Origin of the sequence: Pelomonas parva, assembly GCF_043555835.1 — a bacterium.
GTDB classification, from domain to species: Bacteria; Pseudomonadota; Gammaproteobacteria; order Burkholderiales; family Burkholderiaceae_C; genus Pelomonas; species Pelomonas parva.
On the sequence record NZ_JBIGHV010000012.1, the window covers coordinates 26328 to 42534 of the forward strand.

Below are 16207 nucleotides of genomic sequence, written 5' to 3' on the forward strand. Positions count from 1 at the left end.
GCAAAAGAAAAGGGCCATCCCGAAGGTGGCCCTGATTTGTGGGGTGCGCCCGGCGAGCGGGCGGGAAATCCCGAGGAGGAATTAAACGGAGAAATCGGTGAGCTTGGCGCCGCCGGCGATCGCCGCCTTCAGCCACTTGGGTTGCAGGCCGCGGCCGCTCCAGGTTTCGCCGGTGGCCTGATTGCGATACTTGGCAGCGACCTTGGAGACCTTGACCGGCTTGGGTGTGCGCACGCTGAGGTCTGCGACCGACAGGCCATATTCGCTCATCAGGGTTTTGACCTTGCTGATCGCTTCATTGCGCTCGCGGTCCTTGGTTTGGTTGATCTGTTCATCCAGCGCGGCGCGTTGGGCCAGGAGATCTTTGAGACTGGACATGTTGCTATTCCTCTTGCAATTTGAGCGGGGAGACTTGCGACGTTGCCTGTCGCAGCCTCGGAGCCGGCCGGGGCCTGAGCCACGAATATCTCGGTGGCCGAATTAAATCGCGTATGCCGGGTTTGATGCAAGAGTTTTCGTTGGCTGGTGGCTACGGGTTTTCATTTGCCTGGCGCCAGTTTGGGTGCGGCAGGCCGGCGACCGGCATGTGCAGGGTGCGGCGGCGCCAGCAGTATTCGTGGCCAATTGCACGGCAGGGATAGTTTCCAGCCGGCAGCGCCGGGCTGCCGCCCCCAGTTTTTCCACTGAGCTGCGCTCAGTTCGCTGGCGGGACATAGCCCGCCACCGCTTCGGCACCCGTGCCGAAGAAAAACTGTTCAGCCTGGCGCATCAGGTATTGGCGGGCGCGCAGGTCGGCGAGGTTGAGGCGGTTTTCATTGACGAGCATGGTCTGGTGCTTCATCCAGGCCGCCCAGGCCTCCTTGCTGACGGATTCCCAGACCTTTTTGCCGAGTTCGGTGTGGGCGGGGTAGGGCGGGAAGTCCAGCCCTTCGGCTTCTTTCTTCAGATAGGCACATTGGACGGTGCGGGGCATGGCGGGACTCCTGAAAGGCGAGAAAGGAAAACGGCCGGCACTTTAGCGCGCGGGCCGTTTGGATGCGCCCGGTGGGGCCTAGTTGAATCGTTTGACCAGCACCAGCGAGCGCCGGTCCCAGTTGTATTTGCGCTTGCGCTCTTCCGGCAGCCAATCGGGGTCGACCTGCTGGAATCCCCGTTTGATGAACCAGTGCATGGTGCGGGTCGTCAGCACGAAGATGCTGTCCAGCCCCATGGACTTGGCGCGTTGCTCGATTCTTTTCAGCAGCCGGTCGCCGTCGCCCTGGCCTTGCACTTCGGCAGATACCGTCAGCGCGGCCATTTCGGCGGTGCGCGCTTCGACATAGGGGTAGAGCGCCGCGCAGCCGAAGATGACGCCGTCGTGCTCGATGACGGTGTACAGCTCGGCGTCGCGTTCGATCTCCGTGCGGCTGCGCTTGACCAGCGTGCCGTCGCGCTCGAAGGGCTCGATGAGCTGGATGATGCCGGCCACGTCGTCGGCGCTGGCCTCGCGCAGGCTCTCCAGCTTCTCGTCGACGACCATGGTGCCGATGCCGTCGTGGGTGTAGACCTCCTGCAGCAGCGCGCCGTCGACGGTGAACGGGATGATGTGCGTGCGCTCGACGCCGGCGCGGCAGGCCTCGGCGCAGTGGCGCAGGTAGAAGGCCACGTCGGTGGGCTCGGGAAACGGGCCGGCCTTGGCCAGCATGCGGTCGGCGTCGGCCACGGCCAATTCGGTGTCGATGGGGCTTTCGGGGTCGTCCGGGTCCTCGGGCACGCCAGCGACCTCGCAGACGAACAGCAGCTTGTCGGCCTGCAAGGCGATGGCCGCAGACGTGGCCACGTCTTCCATCGACAGGTTGAAGGCCTCGCCCGTGGGCGAGAAGCCGAAGGGCGACAGCAGCACGATGGCGCCGATGTCGATGGCGCGCTGGATGGCGGCGCCGTCGACCTTGCGCACGAAGCCGGAGTGCTGGAAGTCCACGCCGTCGACGATGCCGACGGGGCGGGCGGTCAGGAAGTTGCCGGAGACGACCCGCACGGTGGCGTTGGCCATCGGCGTGTTGGGCAGGCCCTGGCTGAAGGCGGCCTCGATCTCGAAGCGCAGCTGGCCGGCGGCCTCCTGGGCGCAGTCCAGCGCGACGGCATCGGTGATGCGGCGGCCGTGGCTGTAGCGCGGCGTCTGGCCCTTGGCGAGGAGCTGTTCGTTGACCTGCGGCCTGAAGCCGTGGACGAGCACGATCTTGATGCCCATGGCGTGCAGGATGGACAGGTCCTGCACGAAATTGTTCAGCTTGCCGGCGGCGACCAGCTCACCCGGCATGCCGACGACGAAGGTCTCGCCACGGTAGGCGTGGATGTAGGGCGCCACGGAACGGAACCAGGGCACGAAGGTGTGAGGGAAGACAAGACCGGTCATGGGGCGGGATTCTCCATGGCTGCGGGACAATGCGCGTCCAATGAGTTCAGAACGCATCGAGAGCCGGTTGCCTCAACCGGCTCTTTCCATTTCATTTCCCGAATCGCTGCCCGTCTCGGCGCGGCGCGACGAGATCGCGCAAGCGATGGCCGAGCACCAGGTCGTCATCGTCTGCGGCGAGACCGGCTCCGGCAAGACGACCCAGTTGCCCAAGATCGCGCTGGCGATGGGCCGTGGGCGCATCAACGGTGGTGGTCTGATCGGACACACGCAGCCGCGCCGCATTGCCGCGAGCAGCGTGGCCAAGCGCATCGCCGAGGAGCTGAAGACACCGCTGGGCGAGGTGGTCGGCTTCAAGGTGCGCTTCCAGGACCGGCTGGCCAAGAACGCGTCGGTCAAGCTGATGACGGACGGCATCCTGCTGGCCGAGACGCAGAGCGACCCGCTGCTGAAGGCCTACGACACCCTCATCATCGACGAGGCCCACGAGCGCAGCCTCAACATCGACTTCCTGCTGGGCTATCTGCGCGAGCTGCTGCCGCGCCGGCCGGACCTGAAGATCGTCGTCACGTCGGCCACCATCGACGCGGACCGGTTCGCCAACCACTTCGCGTCGAGCAAGGGCCCGGCGCCGGTGCTGACCGTGTCGGGCCGGTTGTTTCCGGTCGAGCAGCGTTACCGGCCGTTCGAGGAGAGCCGCGAGTACGACGTCAACAACGCGATCACCGATGCGGTGGATGAGTTGTGGCGCGAGGGCGGCGGCGACGTGCTGGTCTTCCTGCCCGGCGAGCGCGAGATCCGTGAGGCGGCCGAGGCGCTGCGCAAGCACCACCCGCCGGGCGTCGAGATCCTGCCGCTGTTCGCGCGGCTGTCGCAGGCCGAGCAGGACCGGGTGTTCGACTCGCACGGCAGCCGGCGCATCGTGCTGGCGACCAACGTGGCCGAAACGTCTCTCACGGTGCCGGGCATCCGCTACGTCATCGACCCCGGCCTGGCGCGCGTGAAGCGCTACAGCTACCGCAACAAGGTCGAGCAACTGCTGATCGAGCCGGTCAGCCAGGCGGCGAGCAATCAGCGCGCCGGCCGCTGCGGGCGGGTGGCGAACGGCATCTGCATTCGGCTGTACAGCGAGAAGGAATTTAACGAGCGGCCCAAGTTCACAGATCCGGAAATCCTGAGGTCCAGCCTGGCCGGCGTGATCCTGCGCATGAAGGCGCTGCACCTGGGCGAGGTCGAGCGCTTCCCCTTCCTGGAGCCGCCACGCCCGAAGGCGATTGCCGACGGCTACCAGCTGCTGGCTGAGTTGGGCGCCACCGACGACAACAACGAGTTGACGCCGCTGGGCCGCGAGCTGTCGCGCCTGCCGCTGGACCCGCGGGTGGGCCGCATGATCCTTGAGGCCAAGAACCGCGAGGCGCTGTCGGAGGTGCTGGTCATCGCCTCGGCCCTCACCGGCCAGGACGTGCGCGACCGGCCGATGGAGGCCGCCCAGGCCGCCGACGAGAAGCACAAGAAGTTCGACGACGAGAAGAGCGAGTTCAGCGGCTACCTCAAGCTGTGGAAGTGGCTGGAGGAGTCCAAGGGTGGCGGCGCCGAGCACAAGCTGTCGAACCGCCGCCACGAGCAACTGCTGCGCGAGAACTTCATCAGCCCGCGCCGCGTGCGCGAGTGGCGTGACGTCTATTCACAGCTGCACACCGTCGTTGCCGAGCACGGCTGGCGCCTGAACCAGAGCCCCGCCACCTACGAGCAGCTGCACCTGTCCATGCTCGCCGGCCTGCTGGGCAACATCGGCCAGAAGAGCGACGACGAGGACTGGTATCTCGGCGCGCGCGGCATCAAGTTCTACCGCCATCCGGGCGCCCACCTCAGCAAGAAGCCGGGCCGCTGGATCGTCGCTTCCGAGCTGGTCGACACCTCGCGCCTGTACGGCCGCGGCATCGCCAACATCGAGCCGCAGTGGCTGCCACCCATCGCCGGCCACCTGATCAAGACCCAGCTGCTGGAGCCGCACTGGGAGAAGAAGGCCGCCGAAGTCGTGGCACTGGAGCGAGCGACGCTGTACGGCATCGTCATCTACAGCAACAGAAAGGTGAACTTCGGTCGCGTCGACCCGAGGGCCGCGCGCGAGATCTTCATCCGCGAGGGGCTCGTCAACGACGACTTGCCCGACGAGCTGGTGCGGCAGCTGCCCTTCCTGGCCCACAACCGCCGCCAGATCGCCAAGGTCGAGGCGCTGGAGCACAAGTCGCGCCGGCAGGACGTGCTGGTCGACGACGAGTTGATCTACGCCTACTACGACGACAAGCTGCCGGCGCATGTGTTCAGCGGCGCGACGCTGCTGAAGTGGTGGCGCGAGGCCAGCAAGGGCAATGACAAGCTGCTGCAGCTCAGCCAGGACGAGCTGATGCGCCACGAGGCGGCGGGCGTCACCAGCGAGGCCTTCCCCAAGGTCATCCGCCTGGGCGGCGTGGACTGCGCGGCGACCTACCTGCACGAGCCCGGTGATGCGCGTGACGGGCTGACGGTGACGGTGCCCATCTTTGCGCTCAACCAGGTCAGCGAGGAGCGCGCCGAGTGGCTGGTGCCCGGCATGCTTGCCGCCAAGGTGACGGCGCTGCTGAAGAGCCTGCACCAGAAGCCGCGCGCACGCCTGACGCCGCTGCCGGACTTCGTCGCCGAGTTCGTCGAGCTGAACCCCTTTGGCCAGGGCGGCTTGGTCGACGTGCTGCTCAAAGCCGTCAAGGAGCGCAGCCAGATCGCCGTGCAGCGCAACGACTTCAAGCTGGAGCTGCTGGCGCCGCACCTGTTCATGAACTTCCGCGTCGTCGACGAGCATGGCCGCCAGCTCGGCCAGGGCCGCCAGCTCGCCGCGCTGAAGGCCGAACTGGGCGGCCAGGCGAGGTCGGCCTTCCAGGCCTTGGCCGCGCTGAAGCTGCCGGCTGCAGAGCCCGCACCCAGGCCGCAACCCGAGCGCGGCATCCGCGCCGAGATCGTCAAGCCGGCCACGCCGGCTCGCGACGCCAGCCAGGCCTACACCGACTGGACCTTCGGCGAGCTGCCTGAGCTGCTGGAAGTGAAGAAGGGCGGCCAGACGCTGATCGGCTTCCCGGCGCTGATCGACAAGGGCGTCCACGTCGAGATCGAGGTCTTCGACGAGCCCGAGGTGGCGGCCGCCAAGCACCGCGCCGGCCTGCGCCGTCTGATCGCGCTGCAGCTGAAGGAGCCGCTGAAGTTCCTCGAGAAGAACATCCCCGACCTGCAGCGCATGTCCGTGCTCTACATGGGCCTGGGGACGGCCGAGGACTTGCGCGACCAGGTCATCGGCGTGGCGCTGGACCGCGCCTTCCTGGGTGACCCGCTCCCCACCGATCAGTTCGCCTTCAAGAGGCGCATCGAGGAAGGTCGCAGCCGCCTCAACCTGATCGCCCAGGAAGTCGCCCGCGCCGTCCACGCCGTGCTGCAGGAGCTGGCTAACGCGACCCGCAAGCTCAAGGACTCGCGGCCCACCAAGGAAGTCAGCGATGACATCACCGCGCAACTGCAGCGCCTGGTGCCCAAACGCTTTGCACTCGACACGCCCTGGGCGCAGCTGCAACACCTGCCGCGCTACCTGAAGGCCATCACCACGCGCCTGGACAAGCTGCGCGCCGACCCGGCCCGCGACACCAAGCTGATGGGCGAGGTCAGGCCGCTGGAGCAGCGCTACACGCGCCGCGTGGCTGAGCTGAAGGGTGTGCGCGACGCGCGGCTGGACGACTTCCGCTGGCAGCTGGAGGAATTGCGTGTCAGCCTGTTCGCGCAGGAGTTGCGCACGCCGCAGCCTGTGAGCGTGAAGCGGCTGGACAAAGTCTGGAGTCAGCTGACAAGCTGAACCGGACTTTGCAGCGCAGACTCACTTGCCGCAGGCAAGTTATGTCGAAGCCACAAGGTCTGGTCTCAGTTGGTGGGGTGACGCATCGTTCGTGTGCTGATGCACACAAGCCACGATTGCAGAATGAACAGGCTGAAATCAGTCGCATTTCGACGCTTCTTTCGGCTTGGCCCCCGCTGGCGTGGAGTCCAATGCACGGATAACAAGTGTTACTGCCCCCATCACTTCTGTCGTGTCTGAAACCAGCCCTGTCGCTTCACCGCTGAGAACTTTCGGTCGTTTCGAGTTGCGTGCGCTGCTGTCCAAGAGTGCGCGCAGCCTGATCTGGCGTGTCTTCGACGCCCGCCACGGCCAGGAGCTGATGCTGTGCATGCCGCGCGAGAAGCCCAACAGCGCCCCGGCGCTGGAGCATTGGCTGCGCATGGCCCAGGCCGGCGAGCGGGTGCATCACCCCAACCTGGCGCCCGTCTTCGAGATCGGCCAGGTCGAGAACTGGCCCTACGTCGCCTATGACCGGGCCCTGGGCGAGACGCTGGACGAGCGCCTGGCGCGCCAGAACGCGCCGCTGCCGCTGGACGCGGCCGGCTGGGTCTGCCAGTTGCTGGAAGGCCTGGCCTTCGCCCACGAGGCCGGCCACGCCCACCGCGACCTGCAGACGGCCAACCTTGTCATCGACGCCAACGACAAGGTGCGCCTCATCGGCATCGAGGTCGCGCAGGAAGTCTTCCCGGCCACCGTGGACTTCACCGCCGTGACCCGCCGCGCGGTGCGCGAGTCGGCCGAGGAGGACGTGCTCTGCGTGGGCCTGCTGCTCAACCGCATCCTCAGCGGCAAGCCCGTGCTGGAGGAGCGCGACCTGCAGCACGTGGTGCAGCAGATGCAACCCATCGGTCGCGAGCTGGTGCGGCTGGGCTGGGAGACACCCCACCCCATCCCCGACCCGCTGCGCGCCATCTGCAACCGCGCGACCGACCGGCAGCTGCGCCAGCGCTACCACCTGGCGCGCAGCTTCCTGCGCGCGCTGGACGGCTGGCGCCAGGCCGCTGCCTACGACAACGGCGGCCCCGTCGTGCTGCTGCTGGACAAGCTGCAGCGCATCGGCCACCTGCCGACGACGACGACCGGCATGCATCGCTTCACCGGCGGCGCCGGCATGGAGGCGCAGCACGCCAGCGCGCTGTCGCAGCTGGTGCTGAAGGACATGGCGCTGACGCTGGAGCTAGTGCGCCGCGTCAACAACGCGCTCAGGCAGAGTGGCCATGCCGGTGAGACCATCCTGAACATGCAGCGCGCCATCCAGATGCTGGGCCTGGACGGCGTGCAACTGGCCGCCAACTCGCTCAAGCCCTGGCCCGGCCCGCTGCAGCCGGTGGCCGCCGAAATGCTGAGCCAGGTGATGGCGCGCACCACCAAGGCCGCCACCATTGCCCAGGCCTTGCGCCCGGCCGGCTACGACGGCGAGGTCGTCCACCTGATCACGGTCATGCAGAACCTGGGCCGGCTGCTGCTGCAATACCACTTCCCGGACGACGCCCAGCAGATCCGCCAGCTGATGCAGCCGCCCGAGCCGACCGAGGACCAGGCCAACCCGCCGTCCCTGAGCGAGCAGGCTGCCGCCTATGCCGTGCTGGGCTGCGACCTGGACGCGCTGGGCGCCGCCGTGGCCCGCCACTGGGGCCTGGGCGACGAGCTGCTGCAGATGATCCGCCGCCAGCCGCTGGACGGGCCGGTGCACACGCCGCGCAACGATGCCGACACCTTGCGCCTGACCTGCAGCCTGGCCAACGAGCTGCTGGAGGCGCTGGCGCTGCCGGAGGCCAAGCGCCGGCCCGGCGTGGAGGCCGTCACGCGCCGCTATGCCAAGCCGCTGGGCCTGGGCCTGCGCGAGGTCATGGAGGCGCTCAACCCCGGCGCGCACCGCCCGGGTCAGGCGCCGGCACCAGCGGCGGCTCCCGCCGCCGCGCCGGGCTCGCTGCGCAACCGCCTCGCCGGCCGCTCTTGATCCAGCCTCGCCCAGTCATGGCCGTTGAACTGCCTCCCCAGCTCGGCCGCTTCCGGCTGCTGAGCCGCCTCGGCGAAGGCGCGCAGGCGACCGTCTGGCTGGCCCACGACCCGCTGCTGGACCGCGAGGTCGCCGTCAAGCTGTTGAAGGCCCAGGCGCTGGATACCGCCGAGCCCGGCACCGTCGACGAATGGCTGCACGAGGCCCGCGCCGTCAGCCGCCTGACCCACCCCAACATCGTGCCGGTCTTCGAGGCCGACACGCAGGGCGGGCGCTCCTACCTCGTCTTCGAATACGTCAGCGGCGGCACGCTGAGCGAGCGCCTGCGCGCTGGTCCCAAGCTGACCGCCGCCGAGACCGTCACATTGATGCTGGGCGTGCTGGATGGGCTGACCGCCGCCCATGCCGCCGGCCTGGTGCACCGCGACCTCAAGCCCAGCAACATCCTCATCGACGCGCGCGGCCGGGCGCGGGTGATGGACTTCGGCATCGCGGCGCGCGTATCCCCCGCAACCAACGCGCCGACCCGCATCGTCGGCACGCCGGGCTACATCTCACCCGAGGCCGCCCGCGGCGCGGCGCCGCATCCGCAGATGGACGTGTTCGCGGCGGCCGTCATGCTGGCCGAGATGCTGAGCGGCCAGCGCCTCAACCACGACCCCGACCCCTGGCGCGCCGTGCAGCGCGTGCAGACCACCGACCTCGTCCTGCCCTCGGGCCTGGACCCCGCCGTGGACGACGCGCTGCGCGCCATCGTGCAGCGCGGCCTGGCGCGCGAGCCGGCCGCCCGCTGGCCCAGCGCCGCGCAGATGCGCGACGCGCTGGCCGCCTGGCTGCGGCCCGTTGCCGAGCCCGACGCCGAAGCGCAGGACGCGCCGGTGCTGGACTTCCTGCTGCGCCGCATGCGTCACAAGAGCGACTTCCCGGCGCTGTCGGACGCCATCCAGCGCATTCAGCGCCTGACGCAGTCCGAGCACGAAAGCCTGTCCAGCCTGTCCAACGAGATCCTCAAGGACGTGGCGCTGACGCAGAAGCTGCTGCGCCTGGTCAACACGGCCGCCTACCGGCACACGGGCGGGGGCGGCATCAGCACCGTGTCGCGCGCCGTCGCGCTGATCGGCTTTGCCGGCATCCGCAACCTGGCGCTCAGCCTGGTGCTGCTGGAGCGCATGGAGAACAAGGGCCATGCCCAGCGGCTGCGCGAGGACTTCCTGCGCTCGCTGATGGCCGCGTCGCTGGCGCGCGAGCTGTGCATGAACGACCGCGAATCCGAGGAGGCCTTCCTCGGCGCCATGCTGCACCACCTCGGCCGCACGCTGACCGAGTTCTATTTCCCGGAAGAAGCCGAGGCCGTGCGCCGGCTCGTCAGCCCGACGGACGACGGACAGGCCATCAGCGAGGCCACGGCCTCTGCCCAGGTGCTGGGCATGAGCTACGAGGCGCTCGGCCTGGGCGTGGCGCGGCAATGGGGCCTGCCCGACAGCCTGCAGCGCGCCATGCGCCGCCCCGGCGGCGAGGCGCCGCCCAAGCTCATCGAGGACGCCGCCGAGCGCCAGCGCTGGCTGGCCCGCGCGTCCAACGAGATGGCCGAACTCATCCTGCACACGCCGCCCGAACAGGCCCACGCCAAGGTCAAGGCGCTGGCGCAGCGCCATGCGCGGGCGCTGGGCATCCAGGTCGAGCGCTTCGAGCAGGCGGCCGACGTGGCGCGGCAACGCCTGGCCCAGGTGACCGAGGCGCTGGACCTGCACCTGCCGCCCAACGCCCGCGCCCAGCGCCTGCTGGCGCCGCTGACCCCGTCGACGCATGACTCGCTGGCCGAGCACGACCTGGCCACGCAGGTGCTGGAGCGCACCGAGGTCGTCACGCCGCGCGAGCCGGCGCAGACCAGCGAGATCCTCGCCGCCGGTGTCCAGGAGATCACCGACGCGATGGTCAACAGCTTCCAGCTCAATGCCGTGCTGCGCATGATCCTGGAGACCATCTACCGCGCGCTGCGCCTGCGCCGCGTCATCTTCTGCCTGCGCGACGCGCGTGGCCAGACGCTGACCGGCCGCCTGGGTGTGGGCGACGACATCGAGCGCCTCGCGCCGCTGCTGCGCGTGGACCTGACCCGCCAGCCGCCGGACCTGCTCGCCGCCGTCTGCATCAAGGGCGCCGACACACTGATCCAGGACGCCCGCGCCGCCAACATCGCGGCACGCCTGCCGGGCTGGTTCAAGACCGAGATGCAGGCGCAGAGCTTCCTGCTGCTGCCGCTGGTGCTCAAGGGCGCGCCGTTAGGCCTCATCTACGCCGACCACGCCGAAGCGGGCGCCGTGCAGCTGGGCGACAAGGAACTCTCCTTGCTGCGCACGCTGCGCAACCAGGCCGTGATGGCCTTCCGCCAGGCTGCTGGCTGAGCGGTTGGCACCTGCAGGGCTGTAGGGCGCCTCCCACAAGGTTTGAGGCTGCCTGCCCACAGGCGGCGCGGCCGCCGCTGACGCTGCGCATTGCCGCTGCGCCAAATACTCCATCACACAAAAACCCCCGTCTGCGCCAAGCGCCTTCGGGCATTCCATCCACAGGAGTCGTGATGAATCCGATGTCTAAATCCCGCGCTGCCATTCTGCTGGCCTGCGCCACCGTCCTCCTCGGCGCCTGCGCGTCCACGCCAGAGCCCAAGGAGCAGATGGCTGTCGCTAACGCCGCCGTCGAGCAGGCCAGCGGCAGTTCCGCTGACGCCGCCACCGAACTCGCCGCAGCCCGCGACAAGCTGACGCGGGCCAACGCCGCGATGGCCCGCAAGGAGTTTGTGCAGGCCCGCCAGCTCGCCGAAGAAGCGGCCGCCGATGCCGCCCTGGCCCAGGCCAGCGCCCGCTCCGCCCGCTCCAGCCGTGCATTGACCGAAGTGCGCCAGAGCATCCAGCAGTTGCAGACGCAGCTCAACCGCTCTTGAACACCCATAAGAAGGAAAAACCCATCATGCAAATCACTCGAATCGCTACTCTTTCCGCGCTGGCAGCCGCTGCCGCCCTGGTTGCAGGCTGCGCCAGCACCCCGACGGTTTCGCCGGAACTGCAGCAGGCACGCAGCACGGTCAGCAGCGCACAGAACGACCCGGCGGTGCTCAAGTACGCCCCGCTGGAGCTGAAGAAGGCCACCGACACGCTGCGCCGCGCCGACGAGCTGAGCGTGCAGCGCGAGTCGCTGGCCGACATCAACTCGACCGCCTACGTGGCCGCCACGCAAGCCCGCACCGCCCTGGCGCTGGCCAAGGCGCAGACGGATGAAGAGGCCATCAAGTTCGCCGAGGCCGACCGCGAGCGTGCCCGTGCCGACGCCAACGCCAGGCGCGCCAACGCGGCCCAGGCACAAGCCACCACCGCGCAGGCCCAGGCCAGCACCGCGCAGGCTCAGGCCGCCAACGCCAGCGCCGACGCCGATGCGGCACGCCAGCAGGCGGCTGCGGCGCAGACCGACGCCGCCCGGGCTCAGGCCCAGGCTGCCGACCTGCAGCGCGAACTGGCCGACCTGCAAGCCAAGCAGACCGACCGCGGCATGTTGGTGACGCTGGGCGACGTGCTGTTCGAGACCGGCCGTGCCGAGATCCGACCGGCGGCCCAGGCCTCCATCGCCAAGCTGGCCAACTACCTGAAGCAGCACGCCGACCGCCGCGTGCTGATCGAAGGCTTTACGGACAGCACCGGCAGTGATGCGATGAACATGACGCTGTCGCAGCGTCGCTCGCAAGCGGTTGCCGATGCGCTGCGCGCCCAGGGTGTCGACCCTGCCCGCGTCGCGACCCGTGGCTATGGTGAGGAACACCCGGTGGCAAGCAACGCCAGCACGTCGGATCGTGCTATGAACCGCCGCGTCGAGGTCTACATCTCGAACGACAACCAGCCGGTTCGCGCGCGCAGTTGATCCGCGCCAAGGAGATCGGGATGACCCACACCTCACGAAGCGCCTGGCTGGCCGCCGGCCTGCTGGCCCTGACCGGCGCTGCGCAGTCTGCCGGCAACGTCGACCCGTTGCGCCTGCAGTACGAGCGCGAAAAGGCCGACTGCACGACCGGCCGCACGCAGCAGCCGCGCGCGGCCTGCTTGCGCGAAGCCAGCGCCGCCTACGCGCTGGCCCGCCGGGGCCGCCTGGCCACGCCGGGCGAGCAGCCCTCAGAGCTGGCACGCAATGCGCTCAAACGCTGCGAAGCGCAGAGCGGTGAAGAGCGCAGCCTGTGCGAGCGTCGTGTACGTGAAGGGGTGGTGGAAGGCAGCGTGGGCGGTGGCGGCCAGATCAAGACGCTGACCGTTCGCTCAACCGACATCCCGAAGTCGCCGGGCAACTGACGACGCATTGACGGTAGGGAGGCGCTGGCCTCTTCCCCTCGGCTGGACCCGGCATTCGTGCTGGCTCCGGCCGATTGCTTTTGAGAGGGAAGGGTGACGAGCCTGACCCCGGCACTGGTTGCAACGCTTAGGGCTGCTTGGTTCCCCACCTGACCCGGTTGGGCGCGCTTCCATGCGGGGAGGCCCGTCGAGGCGCATTCTAAGCGAGACCGAGGAAGCTCCGTCTGATGGACAGGTCCATCGCCAGCGCAAGCAGCGCCAGCGCGGTCAGATAGCCCAGCAGGTGCAAGCGCTGCTGGCTCAAGGCCCAGTGCCCACAGACCATGTAGCCCACCAGCGCGACGAGCTTGATGGCCAGCCAAGTGGCCCGCAACGGGTTGTAGCCGATGGCTCCCCACAGGCTCAATCCGGTGACGACCAGACAGGCGTTGACGCCGAACACCAGCACCATGAGCCGCGCGTCCTTGGCAATGGCCTGCAGTTGCGGCGTGCCGAACTGGAACAGCAGGCCCCGCACGAAGAACATTCCGACGCTGCACCAGGCCAGCAGCACATGCCACTGGACCATCTCCGAATAGAACCAGGTCATGGCTGGCTCTGCGCCGAGATCAGCGCAATGCCAGGTCGTCCTCGCTGAAGCGGATGCCCAGCGGCTCGATCAGCAGCTGCTTCTCGCCTGCCTCGACCGTGCCGGCCACCCAGGCCTCGATGCCGCAGTCGCGTGCGACCTGGGCCGCGCGCTCGGCGTCCTCGGCCTTGACGAAGATGGCGAAGCCCGCACCCATGTTCAGCGTGGAGTAGGCCTCGCGGTCGTCCTGGCCGGCCTGCTGCTGGATGAACTCCAGCACGGCCGTCTTCGGCGGCACGGTGTGGATGCGGTAGGTCAGCGCGCTAGGGTGGCGCAGCAGCTTGCGCCAGCCGTGGCCGGTGATGTTGGCGCAGTAGTGCGGCGCGATGCCGGCCTTCCACAGCGCTTCGGTCACGGGCGAGTACAGCGCCGTGGGCGCCAGCAGCGCCTCGCCGTAGGTGACGCCGGGTTCGATCTCGGTCAGATAACCCTGAGGCAGCCGTTCCGCCAGCTTACGTGCCAGTGACAGGCCGTTGGCGTGGATGCCGCTGGAGGCCAGCAGCACGATGGCATCACCTGCACCGAGCTTGTCGCCGACCGACAGGCGCTCCTTGGGGTTGATGAGGCCGGTGCAGGACGCGGCCAGGTCGATGCGGCCGTCTTCGACGATGCCGGCCAGTGCCGGTGTCTCGCCGCCACCCCAGGCGACCTGGCAGGTGTCGCAGGCGGCCTTCCAGCCGGCCACGAGGGCCTGCGAGCGCTGCGCGTCGCCGAACCAGTCGCTGCCGCCGGCGGCCCAGTAGGCCTGCACGACCAGCGGCGTGGCGCCGACGGTGATCAGGTCGTTGACGGCCATGGCGATGGTGTCCTGGGCGATGCCGGCAAAGAAGCTCTTGCCCGTCAACTTGGCCATCTCGTCGGCCACCAGCGTCTTGGTGCCCAGGCATTCGACGATGGAGGCGATGTAGAACGGGCCCACGTCCACGACATAGGCCGATTCGCCGCGCGAGGCTTTCACTTCGCTGAAGCCGTGGCCGGCGAGGTGGGAGGCGGTGGCGGCGGCGGCGCGCTGGGCCGTGATCTTCAGCGGGTCGATCAGGTCGTAGTTGACGCCGGCTTGGTCGTAGGTGAGGGGGGCTTGCGAGGTCATGGGGCGGGATTATCCCCGGCGCCCCCACCCATAGAATTGCCGCCATGAGTTATCAGGTCCTGGCCCGCAAATACCGCCCGCAGAGTTTCGAGCAACTCGTCGGCCAGGAGCACGTCGTGCAGGCGCTCGCCAATGCGTTGACGCAAGGCCGCCTGCATCACGCCTACCTGTTCACCGGCACGCGCGGCGTCGGCAAGACGACGGTGTCGCGCATCCTGGCCAAGAGCCTCAATTGCGTCGGCGCCGACGGCACGGGCGGCATCACGGCCCAGCCCTGCGGCGTCTGCCACGCCTGCCGCGACATCGACTCGGGCCGCTTCGTCGACTACGTGGAGCTGGACGCGGCCTCCAACCGCGGTGTCGAAGAGATCTCGCAGCTGCTGGACCAGGCCGTCTACAAGCCGGTGGTCGGGCGCTTCAAGGTCTACATGATCGACGAAGTGCACATGCTGTCGAACACCGCGTTCAACGCGATGCTGAAGACGCTGGAGGAGCCGCCCGACTACCTGAAGTTCGTGCTCGCCACGACCGACCCGCAGAAGGTGCCGGTCACCGTGCTGTCGCGCTGCCTGCAGTTCAACCTGCGGCCGATGGCAGCGGCGGACGTGCAGATGCACCTGGGCAATGTGCTGGGCGCGGAGAGCGTGCCGGCCGAGCCGGGCGCGCTGCGGCTGCTGGCGCGGGCGGCGCGGGGCTCCATGCGTGATGGGCTGTCGCTGACCGACCAGGCCATCGCCTTCGGTGCCGGTTCGCTGACCGAAGCCGGCGTGCGCCAGATGCTGGGCAGCGTGGACCGCGGCCATGTCGTGGCCATCGTCGATGCGCTGGCGGCGGCGAGCGGCGAGGCGGTGGTCGCCCAGGCCGATGCGTTGCGTGGCGTGGGCCTGTCCGCTGCCGGCACGCTGGAAGACCTGGCCACGCTGTTCCAGCAGATGGCGCTGGCGCAGGCCGCGCCCACGGCGCTGGACGATGCCGACAACGAGACCGCCGAGATCCGCCGCCTGGCCGCTGCGCTGCCGGCCGACGAGATCCAGCTGATGTACAGCATGGCCCTGCACGGCCGCGCCGAGCTGCACCTGGCGCCGGACGAATACGCCGGCCTGCTGATGGTGCTGCTGCGCATGCTGGCGTTTCGCCCGGCGGGCACGGTGGCAAAGCCGGTGAAGGCGGCGGCGCTGGTGCGGCCGCAGACGGTGGCCAAGGCCGTCGTCGCCGTGCCGCTGCCGAAGATGGCACCTCCGGTGCCGGTGCCGGTTGCCGTCAAGTCCTATTCGCCGGCGCCCGCTGCCCCTGTGCCCACTGCGGCCGAGCCGGCCGTGCCCAAGCTCAGCGACCGCCTGCGCCCCAAGCCCGTCGAACAAGGGGGGCAGGCCGACGACGACATGGCGATGGACGGCCCGCCTCCTGACGACGCACCGCCGCCGTGGATGGACGCGGACGACGCGCCCGCGGCTGCAGCGCCCGCAGCACGCGAACCCGACGCGCCGCGCCGCGCCGAGCTGCGCGAGACGCCCGAAGGCGCCCTCTGGGCCGAGCGCATCGCCGCGCTCAACCTGCCCGGCATGACCGGGGAGCTGGCCCGCCAGGCCCAGGCGCTGGGTTGCGCGACGGTCGATGGCCGCGAGGTCTGGACGCTGCGCGTCGAGCGCGAGTCGCTGCGCCAGCCCACCCTTGTCGCCAAGCTCGAAGCGGCACTCGACGCCCGGCTCGATATCGAGGCCGGCGTGGCCGAAGACTCCATCGCGTTGCGCACCGTCGCCCGCGCCGAGGGCCAGCAGCGTGCGGCCGAAGACCTTGCCGTGCAGCACCCGATGACGCGCACCTTGCTGGCCCAGTTCCCCTCGGCCCGCATCCTGCCCGGCTCGGTCCAACCCCTGATCAACCCCTAAG

The 16207-nt window shown here is 69.0% G+C and carries 12 protein-coding genes and 1 other RNA gene; 7 read left to right on the forward strand and 6 right to left on the reverse strand.

What is annotated here, in order from left to right; genetic code table 11:
- Positions 1 to 81 precede the first annotated feature (81 nt).
- From ACG00Y_RS25590 to argA, 3 genes are all read right to left on the reverse strand, one after another.
- On the reverse strand, positions 82 to 378 hold the full coding sequence (locus ACG00Y_RS25590) for an H-NS histone family protein (RefSeq protein ID WP_394483902.1): 297 nt from the start codon (positions 376 to 378) through the stop codon (positions 82 to 84).
- A gap of 316 nt (positions 379 to 694) precedes the next feature.
- Positions 695 to 973 carry an oxidative damage protection protein gene (locus tag ACG00Y_RS25595; RefSeq protein ID WP_394470945.1) on the reverse strand — a complete coding sequence of 93 codons (279 nt, stop codon included), beginning with the start codon at positions 971 to 973 and terminating at the stop codon, positions 695 to 697.
- Positions 974 to 1051: 78 nt separating this feature from the next.
- Positions 1052 to 2395, reverse strand: a complete 1344-nt coding sequence (gene argA / locus ACG00Y_RS25600; protein WP_394483904.1) for an amino-acid N-acetyltransferase — start codon at positions 2393 to 2395, stop codon at positions 1052 to 1054.
- Positions 2396 to 2435: 40 nt separating this feature from the next.
- Between argA and hrpA the strand changes: the two genes are divergently transcribed.
- The 6 genes from hrpA (at position 2436) to ACG00Y_RS25630 (ending at position 12599) form a co-directional block, all read left to right on the forward strand.
- The gene (gene hrpA, locus ACG00Y_RS25605; RefSeq protein WP_394483906.1) at positions 2436 to 6269 is read left to right on the forward strand and encodes an ATP-dependent RNA helicase HrpA; all 3834 of its coding nucleotides are present in this window, start codon (positions 2436 to 2438) and stop codon (positions 6267 to 6269) included.
- Positions 6270 to 6501: 232 nt separating this feature from the next.
- Complete coding sequence (locus ACG00Y_RS25610) at positions 6502 to 8271, forward strand: serine/threonine protein kinase (protein ID WP_394483908.1); 1770 nt, start codon at positions 6502 to 6504, stop codon at positions 8269 to 8271.
- Between the two features lie 17 nt (positions 8272 to 8288).
- Positions 8289 to 10673, forward strand: coding sequence for a protein kinase domain-containing protein (locus ACG00Y_RS25615; RefSeq protein ID WP_394483910.1), 2385 nt, complete (start codon positions 8289 to 8291; stop codon positions 10671 to 10673).
- 173 nt (positions 10674 to 10846) lie between these two features.
- Positions 10847 to 11209 carry a DUF4398 domain-containing protein gene (locus ACG00Y_RS25620; protein WP_394483912.1) on the forward strand — a complete coding sequence of 121 codons (363 nt, stop codon included), beginning with the start codon at positions 10847 to 10849 and terminating at the stop codon, positions 11207 to 11209.
- A 26-nt stretch (positions 11210 to 11235) separates the two neighbouring features.
- Positions 11236 to 12177 (forward strand): OmpA family protein, encoded by a 942-nt coding sequence (locus tag ACG00Y_RS25625; RefSeq protein WP_394483913.1) that lies wholly within the window; start codon positions 11236 to 11238, stop codon positions 12175 to 12177.
- 20 nt (positions 12178 to 12197) lie between these two features.
- Positions 12198 to 12599, forward strand: coding sequence for a hypothetical protein (locus ACG00Y_RS25630; RefSeq protein WP_394483915.1), 402 nt, complete (start codon positions 12198 to 12200; stop codon positions 12597 to 12599).
- Positions 12600 to 12691: 92 nt separating this feature from the next.
- On the opposite strand, the gene ffs is transcribed toward ACG00Y_RS25630, so the two are convergent.
- From ffs to ACG00Y_RS25645, 3 genes are all read right to left on the reverse strand, one after another.
- Positions 12692 to 12788, reverse strand: an RNA gene (ffs, locus tag ACG00Y_RS25635) — signal recognition particle sRNA small type.
- 10 nt (positions 12789 to 12798) lie between these two features.
- The gene (locus ACG00Y_RS25640) at positions 12799 to 13188 is read right to left on the reverse strand and encodes a SirB2 family protein (RefSeq protein ID WP_394483917.1); all 390 of its coding nucleotides are present in this window, start codon (positions 13186 to 13188) and stop codon (positions 12799 to 12801) included.
- A 19-nt stretch (positions 13189 to 13207) separates the two neighbouring features.
- A complete protein-coding gene (locus ACG00Y_RS25645; protein WP_394483919.1) occupies positions 13208 to 14317 on the reverse strand; it encodes an AIR synthase-related protein in 1110 nt (369 codons plus the stop codon).
- Positions 14318 to 14361: 44 nt separating this feature from the next.
- On the opposite strand from ACG00Y_RS25645, the gene dnaX reads away from it, so the two are divergent.
- Positions 14362 to 16206 carry a DNA polymerase III subunit gamma/tau gene (dnaX, locus tag ACG00Y_RS25650; RefSeq protein ID WP_394483921.1) on the forward strand — a complete coding sequence of 615 codons (1845 nt, stop codon included), beginning with the start codon at positions 14362 to 14364 and terminating at the stop codon, positions 16204 to 16206.
- The last annotated feature ends 1 nt before the right edge of the window (position 16207 follow it).